The sequence below is a fragment of the Microcoleus sp. B4-D4 genome (genome assembly GCF_036705185.1).
Taxonomy (GTDB): domain Bacteria; phylum Cyanobacteriota; class Cyanobacteriia; order Cyanobacteriales; family Microcoleaceae; genus Microcoleus.
In genome coordinates, this window is record NZ_JAUBTX010000021.1 from 49016 (window position 1) to 71787 (window position 22772).

General features: G+C 43.6%; 18 protein-coding genes. 7 read left to right on the top strand and 11 right to left on the bottom strand.

Annotated features, from left to right (window positions below; genetic code table 11):
• Nucleotides 1-33 precede the first annotated feature (33 nt).
• Nucleotides 34-654 carry a hypothetical protein gene (locus QUB13_RS16810; RefSeq protein ID WP_333382668.1) on the bottom strand — a complete coding sequence of 207 codons (621 nt, stop codon included), beginning with the start codon at nucleotides 652-654 and terminating at the stop codon, nucleotides 34-36.
• A gap of 119 nt (nucleotides 655-773) precedes the next feature.
• Here QUB13_RS16810 and tnpC point away from each other — a divergent pair, with 119 nt between their 5' ends.
• Nucleotides 774-2276, top strand: a complete 1503-nt coding sequence (gene tnpC, locus QUB13_RS16815) for an IS66 family transposase (RefSeq protein ID WP_333382670.1) — start codon at nucleotides 774-776, stop codon at nucleotides 2274-2276.
• A gap of 124 nt (nucleotides 2277-2400) precedes the next feature.
• Here tnpC and QUB13_RS16820 read toward each other — a convergent pair whose 3' ends face one another.
• From QUB13_RS16820 to QUB13_RS16845, 6 genes are all read right to left on the bottom strand, one after another.
• Entirely contained in the window at nucleotides 2401-3108 is a 708-nt protein-coding gene (locus QUB13_RS16820) for an ABC transporter ATP-binding protein (protein WP_333382672.1), read from the bottom strand.
• A gap of 263 nt (nucleotides 3109-3371) precedes the next feature.
• Nucleotides 3372-3635, bottom strand: coding sequence for a hypothetical protein (locus tag QUB13_RS16825; protein ID WP_333382673.1), 264 nt, complete (start codon nucleotides 3633-3635; stop codon nucleotides 3372-3374).
• A 379-nt stretch (nucleotides 3636-4014) separates the two neighbouring features.
• A complete protein-coding gene (locus QUB13_RS16830; RefSeq protein ID WP_333382675.1) occupies nucleotides 4015-4566 on the bottom strand; it encodes a hypothetical protein in 552 nt (183 codons plus the stop codon).
• Nucleotides 4567-4635: 69 nt separating this feature from the next.
• Nucleotides 4636-4881: a hypothetical protein gene (locus QUB13_RS16835; protein ID WP_333382677.1), complete on the bottom strand. Its 246-nt coding sequence runs from the start codon at nucleotides 4879-4881 to the stop codon at nucleotides 4636-4638.
• Between the two features lie 605 nt (nucleotides 4882-5486).
• Nucleotides 5487-6875 carry a tyrosine-type recombinase/integrase gene (locus QUB13_RS16840; RefSeq protein ID WP_333382679.1) on the bottom strand — a complete coding sequence of 463 codons (1389 nt, stop codon included), beginning with the start codon at nucleotides 6873-6875 and terminating at the stop codon, nucleotides 5487-5489.
• 318 nt (nucleotides 6876-7193) lie between these two features.
• Nucleotides 7194-7973: an ABC transporter ATP-binding protein gene (locus tag QUB13_RS16845; RefSeq protein ID WP_333382680.1), complete on the bottom strand. Its 780-nt coding sequence runs from the start codon at nucleotides 7971-7973 to the stop codon at nucleotides 7194-7196.
• A gap of 293 nt (nucleotides 7974-8266) precedes the next feature.
• Between QUB13_RS16845 and dpdE the strand changes: the two genes are divergently transcribed.
• The 5 genes from dpdE to QUB13_RS16870 are packed head-to-tail and all read left to right on the top strand — an operon-like array spanning nucleotide 8267 to nucleotide 18882.
• Complete coding sequence (gene dpdE / locus QUB13_RS16850; protein WP_333382681.1) at nucleotides 8267-11635, top strand: protein DpdE; 3369 nt, start codon at nucleotides 8267-8269, stop codon at nucleotides 11633-11635.
• On the top strand, nucleotides 11635-14178 hold the full coding sequence (gene dpdF / locus QUB13_RS16855) for a protein DpdF (RefSeq protein ID WP_333382682.1): 2544 nt from the start codon (nucleotides 11635-11637) through the stop codon (nucleotides 14176-14178). The genes dpdE and dpdF overlap by 1 nt, the downstream gene beginning before the upstream one ends.
• On the top strand, nucleotides 14175-15062 hold the full coding sequence (gene dpdG / locus QUB13_RS16860) for a protein DpdG (protein ID WP_333382684.1): 888 nt from the start codon (nucleotides 14175-14177) through the stop codon (nucleotides 15060-15062). The genes dpdF and dpdG overlap by 4 nt, the downstream gene beginning before the upstream one ends.
• Nucleotides 15059-18169 (top strand): protein DpdH, encoded by a 3111-nt coding sequence (gene dpdH, locus QUB13_RS16865; RefSeq protein WP_333382686.1) that lies wholly within the window; start codon nucleotides 15059-15061, stop codon nucleotides 18167-18169. The genes dpdG and dpdH overlap by 4 nt, the downstream gene beginning before the upstream one ends.
• Before the next feature lie 5 nt (nucleotides 18170-18174).
• The gene (locus QUB13_RS16870; protein ID WP_333382688.1) at nucleotides 18175-18882 is read left to right on the top strand and encodes a hypothetical protein; all 708 of its coding nucleotides are present in this window, start codon (nucleotides 18175-18177) and stop codon (nucleotides 18880-18882) included.
• Here the strand turns inward: QUB13_RS16870 and QUB13_RS16875 are convergent.
• From QUB13_RS16875 to QUB13_RS16885, 3 genes are read right to left on the bottom strand one after another with little or no spacing between them, the layout of a single operon-like run.
• Nucleotides 18862-19008: a hypothetical protein gene (locus QUB13_RS16875; protein ID WP_333382690.1), complete on the bottom strand. Its 147-nt coding sequence runs from the start codon at nucleotides 19006-19008 to the stop codon at nucleotides 18862-18864. The two genes, QUB13_RS16870 and QUB13_RS16875, sit on opposite strands and share 21 nt — an antisense overlap.
• Entirely contained in the window at nucleotides 19005-19844 is an 840-nt protein-coding gene (locus tag QUB13_RS16880) for a class I SAM-dependent methyltransferase (protein WP_333382692.1), read from the bottom strand. The genes QUB13_RS16875 and QUB13_RS16880 overlap by 4 nt, the downstream gene beginning before the upstream one ends.
• A gap of 19 nt (nucleotides 19845-19863) precedes the next feature.
• A complete protein-coding gene (locus QUB13_RS16885; protein ID WP_333382694.1) occupies nucleotides 19864-21540 on the bottom strand; it encodes a branched-chain amino acid ABC transporter permease in 1677 nt (558 codons plus the stop codon).
• A gap of 250 nt (nucleotides 21541-21790) precedes the next feature.
• Here QUB13_RS16885 and QUB13_RS16890 point away from each other — a divergent pair, with 250 nt between their 5' ends.
• A complete protein-coding gene (locus QUB13_RS16890; protein ID WP_333382731.1) occupies nucleotides 21791-22393 on the top strand; it encodes a Uma2 family endonuclease in 603 nt (200 codons plus the stop codon).
• Nucleotides 22394-22419: 26 nt separating this feature from the next.
• Here QUB13_RS16890 and QUB13_RS16895 read toward each other — a convergent pair whose 3' ends face one another.
• The gene (locus QUB13_RS16895) at nucleotides 22420-22710 is read right to left on the bottom strand and encodes a helix-turn-helix domain-containing protein (RefSeq protein ID WP_333382696.1); all 291 of its coding nucleotides are present in this window, start codon (nucleotides 22708-22710) and stop codon (nucleotides 22420-22422) included.
• Nucleotides 22711-22772 lie beyond the last annotated feature (62 nt).

Here is a 22772-nt window from a genome sequence, read left to right on the forward strand (position 1 = left end):
AGAAACGATATTAACACTGTTGAATCAAGAGAATTAGTTGGTAAGAATCATCCCTTTAGGGGAGCCGTACTTTTGAGCTATTGCTTTCATTACTTGCCAGTGTTTTTCAAATTTTTCATGGTATTTATTGGTTTCATAATCTTCATCATCATCAATGGTTGGTTCTGGCCATATAGTTCCAACTGTTTCTAAAGACTCGGCGATCGCTAACATCATGTTGGTTAAACTAGGAAACCATAAAGAAGGCTCACATTCTCCTAGTCGTAGCACAGGTGAGTTTTCAACCTTTGTTTCCGAACCAGAAATGAATAGACAACCATTTTCATAGGAAACAAAGTGAAGATACTTTGGATCGTGAAAAGATGGAGAATAATATCTTTCTGCCTTCTCAATAGACACGAAATGAATTAAGTCACTTGCGGATTCAAAAAATCTCTCCAGCGCACAGTAATATGTCGAATTACCATCGTCATAAGGTTGCCACCTCCTAATACCTACAGGTGCGCCTGCCCACTGATAAAATTCATAGGCTTCATCAGATAGCTGAAATGGAAAAAAGCTGAGTTTTTTTTCAATTTCTTCTCTGGGTCTATCTGGCTCGCTTAGCTCACAGTAAATACTGATTCGCTCAAGAGCCTCGGTCATCACAGACATAGTTTATTACTCCAGAATCAACTTCAAAATGCTGCTATTATCTTGTCAAAATAACACAGAATTATCGTAGAAGTTCACGGGGGTAGCAAAAGCCCAAAAAATCTGGTAAGGTGAGGGACATGGAGAAGACAGTGCCGGAATTAATGGCAGCAATCAGTGCAGCAGAGTGGGCGCAAGTGCCAGGCAGCATCCTCGAACTAATTTACGAATTAGTGCGTAGGATGGATCAGTTTGAACAGGAAATAGGGGAACTGAGAACAGAAAACGAGCTTCTCAAAGAGCAATTAGCCCGAACTTCGGCAAATTCATCACAACCACCATCGAAGAATCCTCAAGGATTTAAGCCCAATCGAAAGGAACCCACCGGAAAGAAGCGGGGTGGGCAACTAGGACATTCGGGACATGAACGGAAGCTATACCCGACCGAAATGTGTCAAGAAGTAATCAACCATTACCCACAGCAATGTAGTGGATGTGGAGGCATCCTAGAGATTGAAAATAATGGTCAAGCATATCGACATCAAGTAGTGGAAGTCCCACCAGTACAGCGGCTCGTCATCGAACATCAGTTTCATCCAATTACCTGTACTTGTTGTGGGAAAGAAAATCAAGCCCCAGAAATGACCGAAATAATAGGAATGGGTGGATATGGTCCAAGAACAGCAGCCTATGTAGGTTTATTCAGTAGTGAGTATCGACAATCCTACCGCCAAATACGTGCGCTGATGCAGGCGGTATTTGGGATTGAAATGTCCGTCGGCACTATCAATCGTCTACGGACAGAAGTGAGTGAGGCAGTTGGCGATGGGGTCACAGCAGCCCAACATTACATCCAGCAGCAGCCGAATGTGGGAGTAGATGAGACTGGATTTCAGCAGCGGAATGGAGATGGTCAAAATGCCACCAAGACCAGTGGTTGGCTGTGGGTGGCTGTAACGCCATTGATTCAGAGCTTTCAGGTAATTTTAAGCAGAGCTAGTAGTGCTGCTCAAACGGTTTTGGGCGAAACTTTTAGTGGCTCGATCACCAGCGATCGTTGCCCTGCCTATAATTGGGTGGATGTCAATCACAGGCAACTGTGTTGGGCACACCTCAAACGAGATTTTATTCAAATATCCGAACGAGTTGGAGCTTCTGCCCAAATCGGCAAATCCTTGCTGGAGCAGGAAAAAGAGCTTTTCAATCTCTGGCATAAATTTAGAAATGACCAACTCACTCGTTCGGAGTTAAAAGAAAGGGTTGAACCTATTAAGACTGAAGTTTTGAGTATCTTGCTAGAAGCTTCGCAGTTAGACATCCACGAGAGGGAAAAGACCCCACTGGCAAAAACCGTGCGGACTTGCCGTAATTTACTAAAGTTGGAAGTGGCTCTGTGGTTATTTATCTCCTCAGATGGTGTAGAGCCGACCAATAATGCCGCGGAGAGAGCCATTCGCCCTGCTGTGATTTGGCGACGGACTAGTTTTGGTTCAGATTCTGCAGCAGGAAGTCTGTTTGTTGCCCGTTTACTCACCGTTGTGTCTTCTCTCAAGCTGCAAGACCGGAATATTCTTGAGTTCTTGACTGAATCTGTCTTGAGTGTTCGTTCTGGTCGGACTCCTCCTTCTCTTCTGCCCTCTTAACCCCGTGAACTTTTACGAATTATCATTGCCTAAGCGGAGACGACCTAATAGCCGATTACCAAGGCCCAATCCCTCCGCTTCGCTGGGCCCAATCCCTCCGCTTTGCTCCGCCCAATTCCCATATTTAACTTTCCCCTAAATACGCCTTCCGAACAGTTTCATTTGACTGCAAATCGCTAGCAGTACCGGCGACTACAACCTCACCAGTTTGGATGACATAGCCGCGATGTGCTACACTTAAAGCCATCCGGGCGTTTTGTTCCACCAGTAAAATAGTAGTTCCTTCAGCATTAATATCGCGGACGATCGCAAAAATTTGACTCACCAACATCGGAGCCAAGCCCATACTCGGCTCATCCAATAATAACAAACGGGGGCGCGACATCAAAGCACGGGCGATCGAGAGCATTTGCTGTTCCCCCCCGCTGAGAGTTCCCCCTTTTTGACTAATTCTTTCTCGCAAACGCGGAAATAAATTTAAAACTTTTTCCATATCAGACTTGATACCGAGGGTATCGTTGCGGAGATAAGCACCCATTTCCAGGTTTTCTTGTACCGTCATGCGCCCAAAAATCAGCCGCCCTTCCGGGCTTTGAGAAATGCCCAAACGGACGATCGCCTCTGTAGAAAGCGACTCCAAAGGCTTTCCCTCAAACAGTACAGTACCTTGGCGCGGGCGCAGCAGCCCTTGAATCGTGCGGAGAGTGGTAGTTTTCCCCGCCCCGTTGCTACCGATTAATGTCACAACTTCTCCCTGCGAGACAGTTAGCGATACCCCTTTGAGAGCGTGAATATTTCCGTAATAGGTGTGAATGTTTTTAATTTCTAGCATCAAACGATTTTCCAATACTTTCAGGCTTTAATTGACCTATTTCTATCAACACTCTATCAAAACACCGTTTTTAGATGCCTTCAGACCTTGTAGAGACTGACTTGCTACTTACAGTGTCGTTTAGTTGTTACCGCTATACAAGCAAGCTCGTCTATCAATATTCTAGCGCTGTAAGCATCCATAATAAAAATACACCCCCCTCTGACGGGGGTGTAAATTGATAATCAATTGAGTTGTACTTTAAACCCTCTCCGACCTAGTAGCTATTTTGTCTCACTCTCAATATACGCACAGTTCGATTGAGATGTTATTGCTTCACTGCCAGCGACGATCGGATTAAGTGAGCCATCATGCTGTACCAGTCCGAGACAGCATAGCTCAATCAATTTATCTACAGCCTGACTCATGTTACCTTGCGCCTTTAACAGGGCGATCGTCTTAGGCTTAAGTGTCAGGTTAACCCTGATAGCATTTTTACGATTTGCACCGGGTTTAAGGTTCTTAAGTGACTTAGGGTTTACTGACATAGTATTTTCCCCGTAGTGTTTAGATTTGATAAGTCGATCGCCCCGGCGTTGATTGTTGCCCCAGTTCCCGGTGTTATTGTTGCCATTGTTTATATATTTAGTAAATACACCCCCCTCTGACGGGGGTGTAAATCAAAAATGTACTTTAACTTTTAAAGCCAGAATTGCCAGCAATCCAGTTTTCCACTTTATCTAGTCGCTTTGACAAGAATTTAAGCTCTAATCGTAGCCTAACTCTTTCGGCTTCCGCTTCCTTAATTCCTATTGTTCATCAACTTAACCAGATACTCAAAGGAATTAAGGAAGCTATAACGCCAATTACTAAGAACAAGTCAATCTTAAAGCTGATATTTTGCATTAAGCAATTTCTCTACAATAATTACTCATTTTTCTTTTTAGCTAATTTACTTTTGTCTGTAAAAGTGCTGTTAATTGAAACCCTAGAACCTGCTGATGTTATAAAGTAGGAAGGTTTTTTAGTAGTCCCTGTAAAAGAGGTATTAATCCACAGGATTATTGCGGTTAAGCTCATGGTTGAGGGTACGCGAATCGTAACCTCTTTAATCGGTTTTTGTACACCCTTAATTTTGCGAGTGTAACCGCCCCCAGTTGGAACTTTGATAGCTCTACCGATAATTTTAGCATTATTGCTTTTTACGGTTCCCGCGCCCGCGCTGTTTGGAGTAACAGGTTTTGTACCAGTACCGCCCGTGCCGGCCTTCTTTTTTGGAACAAATAATGTAGCTCCTTCTAATGCCGTGCTAGTAGGTGTAATGCCAAAATGATTGACAAAATCTTCGCGAATCTTAAACTGTATATAACCAGTTGGATCGACTAGCGCAGCTACCGTTACAGATTGCGTTCCCGGTTTCTCCGCTGCTGCTGCAATTTCGTCATCTAAAGCTTTCTTAATCTCTGCTTGTGTCGGCATGGTTCATCTCCTTTTTTATTGAGTAAGTATCTCCCACAACAAAGCAAAATTGCGGTGAGAGATATTTTTTTAGTACACTGGGACGGCTTCTACAGCGGTACCTGTTGCGTTTATGTTTACCGTAATTGGAATATTCAGACTAACGCTTTTAGTACCCGCTACGTCATCCGTAATGTTAGAGGAGACAATTCTGCGAACAGTTACGCCAGGGGCTGCTGCTGCTACCGCAATAATTTGCGCGTTGGTTATCTCTTCGATAAGCTGCAATAATTGTCCTTCGAGGGTTGTAGCCGTTAAGGTTGCTATAGCTGCCATGTTTGTTTTTAGTTAATTTACTTTGTAATTTGAGATTACAATACATCAGAGCCTATTCAACCCTTGATAGAGTTGTCTAAACCCTATAGGTTCTGACAATTTTTTTCTTAAATTAGCAATTAATTTTCATTCTCAATATACATACAATAGGATTGAAATAAAATAATATGGCTGGCAAAAAGCACCCTGTTTAAAAGGTGCTTTATTGATTTACACCCCCGTCAGAGGGGGGTGTATTTCCTAAATGTGACTAGACACTGATTTTTGAATCCGCGTCTAATGCGACTTGGTGATACTTTTCTAGGATTTTTGTGATTGCTATCAGCGTTTAATTGTGTCAAAACCCGGTCTTAATAAAGCCATTAACACCGTTGTTCATATTGACAAGGGGGGGGGATTTACACGCTTCCAATCGCCCCTTCAACGCTATCTTATCCCCTTCTCTTTACATCCCATTTTATCCCTACCTTGTAATACATACCTCTGCTATATCACCATATAAATTTTACTTATCTGTCATTTTTAGGCACAAAAAAAAGCACCCTGTTATAGGTGCTTATTTGATTTACACCCCCGTCAGAGGGGGGTGTATTTCCTAAATGTGACTAGACTTCTATGATTTTTGCTTCCTCACTCACTCCTAGATAGTGTCTGAGAATGACATCTACACTGTTACCACAAGAGGTAGCTATGTGTAGTAATGCGTTGTTATTATGCTTGTTAGCGTTAGCTGTAAGCGTAATGTAAGTATGCCTGGTATGGTACAAGCTTAAGTAGGTTTCAAGCTTGCCATCCTCTACTAATTGAGAAACGATACCAGGGTAATAGTATGTTTTCTCTGTACCATCTGCTAACACATCGGTCAAGGTGTAGCCTAACCATCTTTTAGTGAGGCTAGATTGATTATGGTATTTACCAGATTTTGCGGGAAAAACTAGATTAGTGCTGCTTTCACTTTTTACCTTTAACAGTAACTCTTTTAATCGAGAATTGTTGCTAAAGTAAAAGATCCGTATCTCTCCCGTTTTTGTTTCTTTTACTTTTCTCGTAGTCTGTCCTAGCGATTTACTAAAAAGGATAGTACCGCGATCGAAGTCGATATTATTCCAATTAAGTGCTAGCGCTTCTGATGTACGGCAACCAGTGAGAAAGTAAAACTCAATCAACGGTGCATAAATTTTATCACTTGCTTTCTTGGACTCATAAAAACCTTTGATAATAGTATCGCGCTCTATTTTGGTAAAAGCACGTCTATCCAATTCTAAAGCTTTCTCATCCTGTACTTCGTGCCAGCTAACAAGTTCACCGTTAACAACCTTGTCAGCATATTTATCCTGAGTAGTTACGGTAGGCGTGCTGAATTTAGCCGACATAAAAGGGTTTTCAAGCGACTTCTTTATCATCCCTTTTGACTTGCAAAAATCAAAAGCTTGACTAAGCTCAGACAAAAGATAGGTTTTTTGTCTGATTGTTGTTGACGACAGTAGGGCGAAAATCTCAGTCTTACATTCACATGAAAGATTAGACAAACAGCGGTCAGAGTTTGTGTAACTTCGAGTGCTTTTATTCCATTTTTTGCCTTCTATTACGTTTGTAAATGTTCGGAAGGCCGTCGCAAAAGTAGTCTCTTGAACGGTTGTCACCTTCCATTCTAGGTATCGCTCCCACATTGCCCCTACTGTTATCTCAGGCTCGGGTTGCGCGATCAGTGCTGCTAGTGCTAGCTCGGCGGTGTATTTACTTCGTAGGCCGTATTTAGCAAAGCTAGGGTCAAACAACTGTTGCCAGTCTGGATGCTGTAAATCACCCTCTATACGGCAAGCTATAGCGATCGCCTTCTGCCAGTTCTCAGGGGTATCCTTCATCCCTAAGCCCTGATGTTTTCGCTTACCACCAAAAACGGGATTGTACTTGGTACTAAACTGCAAGCGTAGTGAACCGTTATCAGATTGCACCTTGACCGTAGTTGGAAGTGTCTGCGTTTTAGCGTACATATTGATTTTTCAATGTTCGGTAGGGTTTTCAGGCTTCTATCAACTTTCTATCAAAACACCTCAGTCGTGTTGTGTGTATCACTCGATAGAAGCCTGAAAACCAGCATGACATGGTTATTTACGAATTTTTTAATTTTTAGCATAATTGCTCTTTCTACCTTATCCTTTGTTATATCGTCCCGACTAAGTATAAAATTTTATTGCATTTATTGAAAATTAACCTTTTCTATAGTCAACCAGAGCATCTCGCGAACTTAAAATTATCTGCGTCTATCAGTGTTTATCTGCCTTAAATTTGCGGTTGACCGACTAATTGTATTAACCGTGAACATCATCTTCTTTTCCCAAATATGCCTCAATCACGCGAGGATCGGCGCGAACTTCTGCCGGAGTTCCCTCAGCAATTTTAGTACCGTACTCCATCACACTCACGCGATCGCTAATTCCCATCACCACCTTCATATCGTGTTCGATCAGCAAAATACTCAAATCCAACTCATCGCGAATCAAGTAAATAAACCGAGTTAAATCGGCCGTTTCATTCGGGTTCATTCCCGCCGTCGGTTCGTCCAAAAGTAACACTTTCGGATCGGAAGCCAAGGCCCTAGCAATTTCCAATCTGCGCTGGTCGCCGTAGGAAAGATTTTTTGCCAACTCCGGCGCTTTAGCAGCACCTAAACCGACAAAATCAAGCATAGTGAGCGCTTTTATTTTAGCTTCCCGTTCCTCAATCATCGCAGCCGGAGGGCGGAGGATTGCACCCAACAAACCTGTTTTCAATCGGCAGTGTCTACCTACTAAAACATTGTCCAGCACAGTCATGTTGTTAAACAAGCGGATATTTTGAAAAGTTCTAGCAATGCCGAAAGTTGTCAGGCGATCGGGCGGTAAACCCGTGATATTTTTATTTTCAAGTACCAACTGCCCCCCACTCGGTTTATAGATGCCCGTAAGCATATTAAAAAATGTGGTTTTTCCGGCACCGTTGGGGCCGATCAAACTGGCGATCGAGCCTTTTTCCAATGTTAAACTAACCTGGTTTACCGCCGTCAAACCGCCGAATTTCATTGTAAGTTGCTGTGCTTCTAGTAATGACATTTTGGTTGTATTTCCTAATATTAGTTAAGTTGTTATAGCTTGGATTCTATATAATACCAAATCCGCTCTGTTAAAGTGCGTCAGCTTGGCTGTGGTGGGATGCTCATTACCACACGGAAAGATTTGGGGATCGGAATGCGTTACAGAAAGTCTGGGGCTAAGCTTCATGACTGCGTTTCGGTTTAAGGTTTCCCCTTGAGTGTAAGGACAAAAAGGGTGGAAAATTAAATTACACTGGTAGTTTTTCATGGGGATCGGCTACTCTAGTAAGGGGTAGTGTAGAGGCCGAAACTATGATGAAGCTTGGTTGGCTGGTGCGATCGCGAAGCGTCTCCGCAGAAAAATCGCCAAACAACGACTTAGGAATCGGAAAAGTTACCGAGCTATCTTACTCTACAGCAACGGTTGAATACTTCTGCTCAATTGGGCAACGCCTTGAAAAAACCTTACCCTTAACTTCGCTTTATAGAGTTCAACTCCCGCCTCAGACACGATGCTACATCCAGCCAGAAAGCCAGGATACATGGATAATTGGCCGAATTTTTGACTGGGACGAAGACAAAGGTCAGTATCGAATCGATCTACCCGATAAAAAGATAGCATTAGTTGCTGAACAGGAAATTTACGTTCGTTGCAACCTACCCATCGATGACCCCATCGAAACTCTAGCGATGAAAGGTCAGGAAACGCCCTACTTTCACGATCGACGTTTAGCTTTTGTCCAGTGTCTCATCGAACAACGCGCTGTCAGTCGCGGGATGACGGGGCTGATTTCTGCCAATATTGACCTTTATCCCCATCAAGTTGAAGTTGTCCGCCGCGTACTCGAAGACCCCATTCAACGTTACCTCTTAGCTGATGAAGTTGGACTGGGAAAGACGATCGAAGCAGGTGCTATTCTTCGCCAGTATCTCCTCGATCGACCGCAGGGACGTGCAGTGGTGCTAGTACCGCAATACCTGCGGGAACAGTGGCTTCAAGAATTAGAACATAAATTCTATCTCTCTGACTTGGACAATCGTGTCCAGGTACTTGCAGTTGAGGATGTCGATCGAGTCAGCCCGAATGCGGATTTAGGCTTTTTAATTTTAGATGAAGCGCATCACATCGCAGCAATGGCTACCTCTTCCGATGCGGTACAGCGCCGGCGTTTTGAAACTTGCAAACACCTCGCTCATAAAAGCGATCGCCTACTTCTATTATCTGCAACTCCAGTTCTCAATCACGAGCAAGATTTCCTGGCGATGCTGCACTTACTCGATCCGAGCACCTACCAACTTGATGATTTAGAAGGTTTTCGTGCGAGGGTGAAAAACCGCCAACAAATTGGTCGAGTTTTACTCTCATTTAAAGAGAAAGCAAATCCGTTTGTGCTTAAAACTAACCTCAACCAACTGCGAAACCTTTTTGCTGAAGATAAATATCTGCTAAATCTCGTAGACGAATTACAAAATTGTTTGCTTTCTAAAGAAACACTCCCGGCCGATCGAGATCGAATTGTGCGATCGATTCGCACCCACATCAGCGACACCTATCGGTTACACCGTCGAATGCTCCGCAACCGTCGCGCTGCGGTGGAAGATGTAATTTTTGCCCGAAATGTGACACCAAAAGTAGAGTATGACTTAGATGAGCGATCGCCCGAAATTCACGAACTAATCGACGAATGGCGCACAGTCGCTCCTAACCAACAACAATATCAGCAAATTTTTCTACTTTTATTCCGTGCTAGCGGGACTTGGTTAGGGATTTTAGCGCAAGTGCTGGAAACCCGTTTAAGCGGCATCTCCGATTCTGCCTTGATTCAAGAATTTGGTGCTGATAATATCCGCATTCTGACAGAAACCCCTAAATTTTCTGGGGAAGAACAGATTTTGCAATCTTTACTAAGAATTATTCAGCAACCTTCAGAAGAAGGAACTCGCCTCGAATTACTAAAGATAGTGATACTGTATCATCTTTCAGAGACTTTTAAACTTCAATCTTATCGCAGCAACCTTCATAAATTGCTCGAACAGGTGCAACAGCAAATTCGCAGACCGATATCGGGAACTCCCCTACCTAAAATTGTCATTTTCACCAGTTTTGCCCAAACAGGCGCTGAAATTTTCCGGTGCTTATCAGATACCTTTGGTCAGGCATCTGTAGCTAGCCATCAATTAGGACAGTCTCGTTCTCATGTTGAGAAAAGCCTCAACCAGTTCAAAAATGACCGAAATTGTTTTATCCTTGTTTGCGATTCCTCTGCTGAAGAAGGTCGGAACTTTCAATTTGTTGATTGGATGATTCATTTCGAGCTTCCCTGGTCGCCAAATCGTTTAGAACAAAGGATTGGTAGGATCGATCGCATTGGTCGCCCTTTAAATGTTCAATTTACAGTATTCGCAGGCTCAGACTTAGAAGATAGCCCTCACGATGCTTGGTATCAATTATTAAAAGACGGTTTCGGCATCTTTCATCAATCAATTGCCAGTCTCCAGTTTTATGTAGATGAAAAACTACCAGGACTGCTAACCACTATGTTTCAATCTGGTGCTAGTGGACTATTGGAAATGATAGGGACTATCCAACAAGAAATTGCTGAAGAACAGGTAAAAATTAGCGAACAAAACGCTTTAGATGAAATAGATGCCCAGGATGAAAACGCTACCCAATATTTTCAAATTTTAGATGATTATGATGCTCGCCATCAGGAAATTAAACTAGCAACAGAAGACTGGATATGTCAAGCACTGCAATTCAAACAAATTGACGATCCCAATTTAGAAAAAGTAGGGCGTTATCAACCTACTAAGCGCACTCTAATTCCCATCCACGATCTGCAAACTCGCTTTGCTGCTTATGCACAACCTTCTGGTACTTATAACCGGAGAATATCAACTAAATATCCTGGTGTCAATCTCTACCGTATTGGGGAAGGATTTGTGGAAGCACTAGCATCTTATATCCATTGGGATGACAGGGGTCAAGCATTTGCTCTATGGCGGTGCGATCGATCTTGGGATGCTGGGGAAGGGATGGAATGGTTGGGTTTTCGCTTTAATTATGTAGTCGAGGCTGATTTGGAATTAGCCCAGCAAGTTTCAACAGATTTTGAGCTGGAGCGAAGTAGATTTGTATCTGTGAAACGGCGCGCTGATGCGTTATTTCCTCCAATCCTAGAGACAATTTTTATTGATGCTCGCTACGAACCAATGAGCATTGTTGAAGATGAAGCTGTTTTGAAGATTCTGCAAGGTTCGTACAAGGGTAAAAGTTCTCATCCCTGCCGAGATTATAATTTAGCAAAAAGTCGATTATCGGTTCTCAATGAGTTTGTTGATGAGAGTAACTGGTCTGATTTGTGCAGTCAGGCGCGTGAGACTTCGGAAATACTGTTGCGCGATCGCACTTCTTTCATCGAACTCTGCGAACAGCGCGCCCGAATCGCCGACCAGAAACTAGGAAATAGACTAGACCAACTGCGGCTGCGCCTCAACCGAATGGCTGAAAGCGAACAAACTTCGCACTCTTTACTAGCAAAAGAAGTCAACATAGAAACTGCGTTAAGTCAAGCTATTTTAGAAGGAATTCGCCATCCGCGAATCAAGCTTGATTCTGTAGGATTCATTGTAGTTTCTGGGCGACCTCCGGTTGAATCTCAGGAAGGGGGAGATGAGTGATGGCTGATTCTTTTCAAAAGCTCAGAGAAATTCTCCAAATAGGTAAGATTCCTGCCGATATAAGTCAATTTTCAGAAGTCGGTTACAGGCGCTTGCTGGAAACTTTGGATGCTGCGGGAACTTCTTATGCGCCGGGAATGGGAGATATTGCGGCTCTGATCCGTCAGGTTCTGCGGCGGGAATACGAGCAAAAGGGCGGGATACCCCCAACTTTGAAAGTACCTCGGACTTCTCTTTTTCCCGATCGCGAAATGTGGCAACAAAGCGGTATCGATATTTTGATCGAAGGTGCGGATTACTATCTGATTAGCGCTCACCCTTGGCAGCCTGATTGGCTAAATTTTTCCGCACAATATCCCCCAGATAAACCCGTATTTGATGAGAAAAAACGCCGCAATTACGAGTCAGTAGAGGGAGATCCGTTTCTGGAATTGGTGGATAGGAAAAATTACCGGAGTGTGGGACAGCGCGAGGCAATTCGTGCTGTTTTAACTGCTCCTGACAATTCGACACTAGCGATTAATCTGCCTACTGGATCGGGGAAAAGTCTTTGCGCTCAACTGCCGGCGCTGGTGCGATCACAAAATGCTGGTGTAACAGTTGTTGTAGTACCAACTACAGCACTAGCCCTTGACCAAGAACGAGCTTTAAAACCTTTTGTGAACCATGCCACTGCCTATAATGGCGACGAGTTTGGGCAAGAACAAGAGAGACGACAGGAAATTCGCGATCGCATTCGCAAGGGCACCCAGCGAATCGTTTTCACCTCACCCGAAAGCTTGATGAATTCTCTCGCACCTGCTCTTTACGAAGCAGCAAAATCAGAAATGCTGCGGTATTTCGTAATAGATGAAGCGCATATCGTCGAGCAGTGGGGCGATAAATTTCGCACAAAATTTCAAGAACTTCCAGGCTTGCGAAGAGATTTGTTGCGCTTAACTTCTTTTACAACTTTATTGCTGACAGCCACCTTAACAGAATCCTGTTTAGATACCCTAGAAACTTTATTTGGGCAACCCGGCCCTTTTCAAGTAATATCTGCCGTACAGTTGCGGCCGGAACCGTCTTACTGGTTTGCTTTGTGTCAAAGTGAAGAAGTCAGGAAACAGCGATTAATTGAAGCAGTTTATCATCTTCCCCGCCCTCTGATTGTTTACGCCACAACGCGCCAAGATGTGAATCGATGGAAACAGGAGTTATTGTTTGCTGGATTCAAACGGTGTGCGATGATGACCGGGGAATCCAGTTCAGAAGAACGCTCTCAACTGATTGAAGACTTGCGCGAGAGACGAGTTGATATAGTTGTTGCGACTTCTGCTTTCGGCTTGGGTGTGGATCAGTCAGATATTCGAGCCGTGCTTCATGTCTGCATCCCCGAAACTATCGATCGCTTTTATCAAGAAGTGGGTCGAGGAGGTCGAGACGGCAAAGCAGCAATCTCGCTCACCTTACATACCAATGAAGACTTAGAGATTGCCAAATCGCTTAATGACAAATCTGCCATAACGATCGATCGGGGTTTTCAGCGGTGGAAAAGTATGTTTTTGAGGAAAGAAATTCTTCCCGATGGGCGGTTTCGCGTTCCCGTCAATATTCCTCCATCCTTACAACCAGGAGACATTGACATGAACAGCCAACAGAATCAGGCTTGGAACATCCGCACTTTAACGCTGATGAGTCGATCGGGTTTAATCGATTTTGATGCCGATGAACCGCCGCGAAGAAGAAATTTTAAATCGGAAGCAGCTTATAACGAAGCTTGGGAACTGCACAGAGAGTCCCGGTTCATCCGCATCCGAGATGAATCGCATCTGAATCGTCAAACTTGGGAACATAAAGTAGAGCCAATTCGCCAGCAGCGCCAAAACTGGAGCTATAAAAACCTGCAATTAATGCGCGAGGTTTTGCGGCCGAAACGCTGTATTTCCGAAATCTTTGCGGAAGCTTACACTATTCCCGCCCGTGTAGTGCCAGAACCGAGAAAACTGGTCAGAGTTTCTCCCGCTTGCGGTGGATGTCCTGTTTGCAGAAAAAACAGGGAACCAGAGTTTTCGGGAATTATGCCTGCGCCATTACCTGTATGGCAAAAACCGAATTTTTTTGTAGGTGAAGAACTAAAACGATTGCTAGGAGGAAATAAATTAATGCTAGTTTTCTATGAGTCTCTTGAAGCTCAAAGCTGGCAACTCAAAAGCCCTAAACTTTTTAACTGGTTAATCGAGCAGGGAATTAATAATCTTGTTGTGGCTGATGAATTTCAGAGTATATTGATAGGAGCAACCAATGGAATGGCCAATGGTAGATTTGTGTTTTGGAAATACGAACCCATGCTGATGCCGCGCATTCCCACCCTGATATTTCATCCGCCCGGAAAGGCTATCCCTCACAACTATCTGTCACCAAACAGAAATTATGAGGCGCCGCTGATTATCGTGCTTCCTGTCGATACACCCGATCCGAGCCGCGATGACCGCAAGCTGATTGATATTTTTCCTGGGAAAGTTTTTATGTTTGACCACTTTTGCAGGGAGGTTAATTTATGAGCGTCTTAAAAACTGCTTTGGCTACTCCTAGCAGAATGCGAGGAATATTTAGATATTTACTTGAAGCACCCAAACAGCGCGAAAACAAAGAAAAACTCACTCGGCTGCTTTCTCCAGATGAATTGTCAGAAGGGAGAAACAAAAGTGCCGAACATCCGATGTTTGATGCTGCACTGCGAGAAAGCATAAAATGTCGCTTATTAATCGCAGACAATGATGATATTGCTATAAATTTTGAGCTTCCCGAAGCATCTCGACATCCTAAAATGGGTGATAAATTGTTACCCGATACGCTGGTACAGCTATTGTTTGCTTCTGATAACGAAGATGAAGAAGATTTAGGTCGGTTAATAGCATGGTATTTAGCACAGGATATTTATGATGCTCCCGGTACATGGCAAGAAGTAGAACAGCGTGTCGCAGAGCAGGGAGTTGCTGAGTCTTTAGATTTGAAAATATCCAGCAATAGTTTGTTTGGTCAAGTCGAGGACTGGATGTGTTATTTAGGGTTTGCTTGGGGTCATGCTTCAGATTCCAACAAAAAACTTGTTGTGGCTGAGCCAACTGCTTATCTCAGACGAAATTTAAAGGATTTATTTCAAGGAGAAGCAAAAGCTAAACTTTCAATTCGAGATTTTATCGATCGTCTAGCTAAAAAGTGTCCTCTGTTTGAAACTGGAAAATTTCGAGAACAGGTTGAAGAAAAAATTGGGGGTCGCTTACCCAATCATTTATCAACTAGCACGGCTTTTGCTTTATTCCGCCTTCAGGATGATAAGTGCATCCAGCTTATAAAAGAGTCTGATGCCGATTTATTCATCTTTCCAAGTGGTGACAAAGAAGCAGGATTTTCTCATATTATTTGGACGGGAGTAGAACGATGACTTTTACAAAATTTGTTTGCTGGGATGTCGATCGGGTTCGTCGCGTAATGGGTGTGGAGGCTACGCAAACTCCAGATAGTATATTTCTGGCAACTCACCATCCAATTGCCATGTACCGCCAGGAACTTATCGATGCACCGTCGCGTGTTACCTACAGTGAGGAACAATTTCTGAAAGACTTTCTCGCTGAACAAGATTTCGCTTTCGTGCCAGTTTTAGGAAGTTCCGGGACGGGAAAATCTCACCTGATTCGCTGGCTAGCTGCGAATATTGAATCGACCCAAAAGCGCCGAGTTTTGCTCATACCCAAAATAGGAACGAATCTCAAAGATATTATCAGTTTAATATTAGAAGGGATGGCAGGAGCCAGTTTTGATGAATACCGGCAGCGTTTAAATCGAGCCACTAGCAGCTTGACAGAAGCGCAAGCGCGGGAACAACTTCTGAATCAGCTTGCGGCTGCTGTTGGCCCAAATGGTCGGGGCGATCGCACAAAACTGTCGGACGTGGAAGATTACCTAGTTGGTGCTGTTGATTCTTTTCTATACGATCCATTTTTCCGAAAAGAATACTGGCTAAAGGATGGGGGTATTATCCATCAATTAGTTATCCACATTCTCGGACAGCGAGATACGGTAGAAGTTGTGGAAGAACGGAGGCATTTTTCGCTAAATGACTTGCCTCTCAATGTTTTAAACTTGCAAAAAGCTGGGCAGTCGGCGCGGGAATTTTATAGCTTACTGATCGGCGATGAGGATACTCAAACAGCAACTGTACATTGGTTGAATCGACATTTAGATGAAGCCATAGCTCAGGTTTTGAGCCTGGGGCGCGCAGATTTACAAAGATTAATGGGGGAAGTTCGTGAAACTTTAGCAGAACAAGGAATAGAGTTAGTTTTGCTGATTGAAGATTTTGCTAAATTGCAAGGCATCGATCGCGAAGTTTTAGAAGCTGTTTTAGCACAACCTCAACAAGCGGGTGGCAAACATTTGTGCGCGATCCGAACGGCGCTAGCTTGTACTACGGGCTATTTTGACAGTCTGAGGTTAGATACTGTAAAACAGCGGATTACTTTTAGCGTTAATCTTGACCTTGGCACAGTTGGCGAACAATCTTTAGTGAATTATGCAGATATCAAACAATTTGTGGGTCGATATCTCAACGCGGTGCGTTTGGAGGATAAAACAATTCAAAATTGGTGGGCTGACTCTCGCAATCGCGAAGGTGCGGATCGAGACTCTCTACCTAGTGCTTGCAATGAATGCGAACATAAATTAGCTTGTCATACAGGTTTTTCAGAAGCAGACGGTTTGGGTTTGTATCCTTTTACGCCTGAAGGATTAGAACAAATGCTTTCTAGAGTCAATCCCGGCAATTTTAACCCTCGGATTTTGATTAAAGATGTTCTTAAGTGGACGTTAGAAAATTCTGCTGCTGATATCGAGGGCGGAGAGTTTCCTGCTATTTCTGTGCGAGAACACTTTGGCAAGATGCGGCTGAGTGCAATTGTTCAGGGAGATATTCAAGCGAAAGATCCAGAAAATTGCGATCGCCGCCAGATTCTCCTAGATTTGTGGACGGATAGTAACGAGCTTTGTGATTTGCACCCAGAAGTTCACTCTGCATTTGATATTCCGGCGCTGGGCGTGAAGGTTCAGCCTACAAAAAAATCCTCATCTATTTCGGGTGCTAAAGAGTCTAGGTCTGCTGTTAGTAAGTATCAAGTTGAGTCACAATCTCAAACTAAAAAAAATCTGGCAGCAGCCGGACAAGTTCCCGACAAGCTGACTAGGCAAAAAGAATTTCTTGATAGGTGGAACAACACTCAAGAAAGTTTCCCGCAAGATATCGCTGGGGAACTGCGGCCGTTGATTTACTCAGCTATCGGCGAGCGGATCGAATGGGATACGGAAATGCTGCTTAAGGGGGTTTTTGCTAGTAGTGGGACGACATATTTTAAAAGTAGAAATATTACTTTTTATAGTCGAAAAGTGACGAGGGAGACGATTTCTGGAGTTAAACTATCTCTTCCTCTGAATCCTGATGATGCAGATGAGTTTCGGGAAACGGCGATCGCCTTTCAAGGTATTTTGCAATACAACCATTACAAGCATTGGAAGTTCCCCGATGGATCTCGCTACTTTCGCACCTACGCCAAACAACTGGAAAAATGGAGTCAATATGTAGTTGAGCAAATTCGCCTGTATCCCCGCGAGTCTGGGGAACCCTGGAACCCTGTACCTGCTGCAGTTGAGCTACTGGCGATCGCCGCCACAATGGCAGGACATTCTACCAATTCTACTGAAAATTCGATCAATGCTTTGTTTCTCAAACTAGAGCCCAAAGATTTAGAAAATCGTTCAGCTACTTGGAAAAAGCTATTTGGTACTTTACAAAAACACCGCCAAGCTTTACTAGACATTGTTAGGAGTCGAACCGCTTGCACGAAAGGAAGTTCTACACAATTTCAAATTATTGATACTGTTCAAATTTTAGAACCTTTGAAGCAGGTTAGCAAATCTTGGCAGCCTCAATCTGAAATTCCGGCTGATGTTCGGGAGAAGTTCTCGGAAATTGATAAAGCGCGTCAAGCGGTGGATGAATTGCTAGAAAAAGCGATTCAAGAAGAGTGCGATCGGCAACTCGCTGTTTATTATTCTTTAGTATCTGAACTAGGAGAAGATATCAATAAAAAGGATGTTTATGATGTTGTAAAACAGGCAATGGAGCGAGCAAGCGACGCTGCTGTATTTCGGGGAAGGAAGAGTTTCGATGACCTAACATCTGTCTTGAAACAGTTTAAGGCGATCGGGCTTTCTAGCTATGTAGATACCCTGAAACGCTTGCAAATTGAAAAAGATAGTCCAGACATTCAACCTGGGAAGCTGCTGAAGTATCTCAGCGAAAATCATCAAAAAGCAATGACAGAATCTGCCGAATTTCTCAATAGTACCAATAATTTTCTTGATGCTTCTCTAACCGAGGTCAATAACCGGATTGAGGAGTTAGAAGTGTCAGGCGGTGGAACAGTAGAATCGAGCCATAGAGCTATTCAAGATGGATTGGCTAAACTGCGGAATCTAATTACTGAGGTTAAAGGATAGACAATATGCTTCTAGAAAAATCCTATCAATTGAGTGAGTTGTCTCAAAAGACAATTAATCTTCGGAAGTATGCAGAGAATTATCAAGGGTTTCAATCTCGACAAAAACAGATCGAGCAAGCTGTCACTGGAACTCTACTTTTTGTGCAATCTTTGAGAGCTTTTCGCGAAAGAGGAATTGCCAATTTTGATTTAACTCAAAAGGCTGAGATTTTGCTGACATTTATTGCTAATGTTGAGGCAGAATTTAAAAAAAATCCTGAGTGGATTATAGACAATGAAAATTTCAACAGAAATAATTTTGACTCTCGGGTAAAGGACTTACAAAAAGCTCTGAGAGAGCAATTGAGTCAAGCTTGGGGGCTGTACCGAACTGAAAATATGCCGAACACGAATAAGGAATTCCTGAATGTGCTGGATAAAGTTTCGGCATTTAAGCCAACTGTCCAACGGATTAGAAGTTTAGATTCGCAAATTCAGGACTCAAACTCAATTCCCCAAAGCAGTGAGGATTTTGATAAAGTCGATCGGCTAATTGAGCAATTAAAGCAGTGCTGGGAGGGCTTAAATTCTGATGAGGTTCCTGAAGCAGTGCTTCGTTTTGTGAAAGAGGCTGCTAATGAGGGTGCTACCCTGGGACTTTTAACGCCAGAGGTAAAAGATTGGTTGACTAAACATGGTCTGATTGATTCTTTACGAATTCGCTTGACCTAATAAATGGTTTGCGATTGTCCAAGAAATCACTGACGCACCCTCCTGCATTTTATAGCGTACAGACAAAGTGCGATCGTCTTTGCTTTGATAAGGTGCGTCAGCAGCAAATTGTTTGAGTGGAGTCAAATCTCTTGACTGACACACCCTACTGCATTTTCTAACGTACAAACAAAATAGAACTTAAAAAGATTAGATTCTAGCGAACGGCCAGGGCGATATTGTGCGTGTAAATCGGCAGTCGAAAAGTTTTCAATAACTTTGAGATTGAGTTCGTCAGCCAAAGTAGCAATGTTTTCAAACCCAGTAATCCACGGTGCATACATACTTTCGTATTTATCTATGTAATCATTGATATCTTGGTAGCCCGTCGTCCTCAAAATCACCCGCTCTGACATATAATCAAAGGACAATCGAAAACTCTTCACATTGTCACGAATTTGTTCCAACGTCAATATTACATCTTTTTTGGCAAGCAAGGTTGTGTTGCCTTCCCACAAAAAATATGTCGGCCGCTCGAAATCCAATTCACTCTCTTTCAGTAAAGCTATTAAACCATCTTTGATGTAATCTCCGGGAATGTAGCGAACATTGGCGCTAATTTTGTTGGCTTTGAGAGTTTCTTCTTTTAATTCAAGAGTGTCGCTGTCGTCTATTTCAAAATAAGTGACTTTTTCTCCATTGATTCTGGCAGCGCGAGTGTCTAAACCAGAACCTAAAATAACTACTTGCTTGCAACCTCCTAAAATTTGATTTGACAAAACGTCATCAAAATACTTAGTCTGCAACTTGATCATTTCTTTAGTGGCGGGAGAGTTTTGAGCTATTTTGTCTGCGATTTCTTTGGTTTTCTCATTCAGCCATATTTTTACTACATTATCAGTGTAAATAGGAATTTTTTCTTGATTTTCTTCCGCTCTAAATTCCGCAACGATAAAAGCAGTACCAGTTACATTGTTGTTCATGGCAAATTTTTCAGCTTTACTATTGACTTCTGGCATCTGCTAAAGATTCATTGCTCGCTTCACTATCTGAATGCAATTCAGCTTGGTGAATCTTATCGGGAATCAGCCCCTCGGGCCGCACGATCATCATGACAACGAGAGTTAAACCAAATAGAAATAAACGCATTTGAATCGGATCTAAACTGGTGGCTAGAAAGTCTGCTAACTGGGGAATTGCAATTCTGGGAAGTACAAAAGTATTCAGGAAACCTTTGAGGACTTGGGCGAGTTGGGGCAGATAAAGCCGATCGGCAGACATGATAATGATAGCGCCTAAAATCACCCCGGTCATGTTGCCCAAACCGCCTAAAATCACCATGCACAGGATAATCACCGAGACTGAAAAATCGAATACGCTGGGAAAAATTGCGCTGATATAGGCGGCATAAAATGCGCCTGCAAACCCCGAAAATGTCGCTCCCATCGCAAAAGCCGAAAGTTTTGTTTTGACTAGGTTAATGCCCATCGCGCTAGCCGCCAATTCATCTTCGCGCATGGCATTCCATGCCCGTCCCAAGCGGGAATCTCGCAGGCGCGAAATCATGAAGTAAGCGAAGACAACTAACAGCAAAATTAGATAATACCAGGGAAAGTAGTTGCCGGTGCTGAAAGTGCCGACGATGGGGAGAGATGGCCGCCCGATCGGGTTAATTCCCGCTTCGCCGCCGGTGAGGTTAAAAGGTCGATCGCACCCAACGAGACACAGCACTAACTCAGGTTTCCCCAACACCGAAGCAACAATCTTCGAGATTGGTTCGTCGATCCGAATCGCGGTTAAATTCCTAAAGACAACCGGGATAATTTCACCAAAACCGAGGGTAACAATCGCCAAATAATCGCCCTTGAGTCGCAGGGTGGGAATACCCAGGATAACGCCCGCAATGCCAGCTACACCAGCGGCGATCGGCAAAACGATCCAAAAATTCCAAGCAATATTTACCTGCCCGGAAGATAGCAAAGCCGTCGTGTAAGCGCCGATCGCAAAAAACGCCGCATATCCCAAATCCAACAAACCCGCAAAACCGACAGTAATATTCAAACCCAGCGCCAGCATAATAAAGATTTGAATTTGCACGATTGTAGCAATCCAACCCGTCTCAGCCAGACTGTCGATATAGGGAAAAAGTATCAGAATAAAAGCCAAAGTTACTAAAGTTGCTTGCCGCTGCTTTTCAAGCTGCAAAACCTCCAAAGCACCCATTAAAGCCATCAAAGTTGCGATCGCCAAACGGTCAATAGAGGGAAAAAGTATCAGAATAAAAGCCAAAGTTACTAAAGTTACTGGTCGCTGCTTTTCGGGTGGCAAACCCTGCACAGCAGCCGTCAAAGTTGCGATCGTCAAACTGCAAATCCCGTACAGCAGCGTCGTCGGCAAAGCCACAGCAGATTGACCAGAAAAAGGTCTAATCAAAACCCCTTCTACCACACTCGCAACTAACAGCCAAACTCCCAATCCCAATCCCGCTAAACTGCCGATCGCAGCACCCCTTTTTGGGCTGTAAACCTTCTGATCCCGACAGCTAATAAAGCCCGCCGCCGTACCCATCAGCCAGCCGATCACGGTGCCGCTCCAACCGCCGAATAACAGAACAGTCAAAGAGCCGATCGCCCCTAAAATACCAGTCGATTTAATTGCTTTAATTATTTTTTTTGACATAGGAAGAAGTTATTAGTCATTAGTCAGTAGTTAGATGAAAGAATGCTAGGAATCGCAGTTATAGATGCGACTGACGCGGGTCGTGCCAAATTCTGCCTCAATGAATGTGAGCGACTGCTTATCGTGGAAACGGTCGATCGGGCTAGCTACAGTTTAGAGTCTTGTGAGTTCGATTATTGCACCAAAAGTGACGAAACTTCAAATATACTGGAACTGTTACCCCAACACGCTTCAAACGGGCGATCGCTATATGGTACAAGCACCTCAAAAAACTATCACCCTGGACGAGTTTTTGCAACTCCCAGAAACCAAACCCGCTAGCGAATACATCAAAGGTGCGATCGTCCAAAAACCTATGCCACAAGGAAAACACAGTACAATTCAGGGAGAACTCATCACGACGGTTAATGCAGCGGGTAAACCTCAGCGGATTGCTTGGGCATTTCCAGAACTTCGCTGCACTTTTGGCGGACGTTCTATTGTTCCAGATGTCGCGATTTTTGTTTGGAATCGCATTCCCCTAGATGCTGACGGCGAAATTGCCAATACATTTAACGCTCACCCAGACTGGACAATCGAAATTTTGTCCCCCGGCCAAAGCCAAACCAAAGTCACCCACAATATTTTGCACTGTTTGAATGCCGGTTGTCAGATGGGTTGGTTGCTCGATCCCGATGAAAAAACCATTTTAGCCTATCCCGCAAGACAGCAACCGATTTCATTGCAAGAACCGACAGATATACTTCCGGTTCCCGAATTTATGGGGGAAATGCAGTTGACTTTAGGCGAAGTTTTTGGCTGGCTCAAACCTGGCTTTAGTATCGAACCGAAAATAGTGGAATCGAGTCAATAATAGGCCGCGCATACTCATTTCTCAATTTACGCACTACGCTGCTCAGTGCGATTTTCCTCAAGGGCGATCGGGATTAGTTGAACTTCCAATCGCTGATTGAGCGCACGCGCAATTTTTTGCAGCATTAAAAGCGAATGTTCCTCATACTCAGCATCTTCAAGCTCCGCAATCACCGACTGTTTTGTCCCAATGCGATCGGCAAGTTGCTGTTGGGTCAATCCTGCTTGCGTCCGAACACGATAAATCAGTTGTGCAAGTTCTGCATTGAAAGAGGATTCCTTAATCATTTCCTCCATTTCAGAATCTTCAGATGTCATTTGTTGAAGGATCTTCAGTGCATCATTCGTGTTCGCCATCTTCTGTTTCCTGCAGGTAGGAT

What these genes read in the sequence shown, in the direction of transcription:
- dpdH (WP_333382686.1), top strand. Translation starts at nt 15,059, where the DNA reads ATGACTTTTACAAAATTTGTTTGCTGGGATGTCGATCGGGTTCGTCGC.
- QUB13_RS16825 (WP_333382673.1), bottom strand. Translation starts at nt 3,635, where the DNA reads ATGTCAGTAAACCCTAAGTCACTTAAGAACCTTAAACCCGGTGCAAAT.
- dpdF (WP_333382682.1), top strand. Translation starts at nt 11,635, where the DNA reads ATGGCTGATTCTTTTCAAAAGCTCAGAGAAATTCTCCAAATAGGTAAG.
- QUB13_RS16890 (WP_333382731.1), top strand. Translation starts at nt 21,791, where the DNA reads ATGGTACAAGCACCTCAAAAAACTATCACCCTGGACGAGTTTTTGCAA.
- QUB13_RS16845 (WP_333382680.1), bottom strand. Translation starts at nt 7,973, where the DNA reads ATGTCATTACTAGAAGCACAGCAACTTACAATGAAATTCGGCGGTTTG.
- QUB13_RS16810 (WP_333382668.1), bottom strand. Translation starts at nt 654, where the DNA reads ATGTCTGTGATGACCGAGGCTCTTGAGCGAATCAGTATTTACTGTGAG.
- dpdG (WP_333382684.1), top strand. Translation starts at nt 14,175, where the DNA reads ATGAGCGTCTTAAAAACTGCTTTGGCTACTCCTAGCAGAATGCGAGGA.
- QUB13_RS16880 (WP_333382692.1), bottom strand. Translation starts at nt 19,844, where the DNA reads ATGAACAACAATGTAACTGGTACTGCTTTTATCGTTGCGGAATTTAGA.
- QUB13_RS16820 (WP_333382672.1), bottom strand. Translation starts at nt 3,108, where the DNA reads ATGCTAGAAATTAAAAACATTCACACCTATTACGGAAATATTCACGCT.
- QUB13_RS16835 (WP_333382677.1), bottom strand. Translation starts at nt 4,881, where the DNA reads ATGGCAGCTATAGCAACCTTAACGGCTACAACCCTCGAAGGACAATTA.
- QUB13_RS16870 (WP_333382688.1), top strand. Translation starts at nt 18,175, where the DNA reads ATGCTTCTAGAAAAATCCTATCAATTGAGTGAGTTGTCTCAAAAGACA.
- QUB13_RS16885 (WP_333382694.1), bottom strand. Translation starts at nt 21,540, where the DNA reads ATGTCAAAAAAAATAATTAAAGCAATTAAATCGACTGGTATTTTAGGG.
- QUB13_RS16840 (WP_333382679.1), bottom strand. Translation starts at nt 6,875, where the DNA reads ATGTACGCTAAAACGCAGACACTTCCAACTACGGTCAAGGTGCAATCT.
- dpdE (WP_333382681.1), top strand. Translation starts at nt 8,267, where the DNA reads ATGATGAAGCTTGGTTGGCTGGTGCGATCGCGAAGCGTCTCCGCAGAA.
- QUB13_RS16830 (WP_333382675.1), bottom strand. Translation starts at nt 4,566, where the DNA reads ATGCCGACACAAGCAGAGATTAAGAAAGCTTTAGATGACGAAATTGCA.
- QUB13_RS16895 (WP_333382696.1), bottom strand. Translation starts at nt 22,710, where the DNA reads ATGACATCTGAAGATTCTGAAATGGAGGAAATGATTAAGGAATCCTCT.
- tnpC (WP_333382670.1), top strand. Translation starts at nt 774, where the DNA reads ATGGAGAAGACAGTGCCGGAATTAATGGCAGCAATCAGTGCAGCAGAG.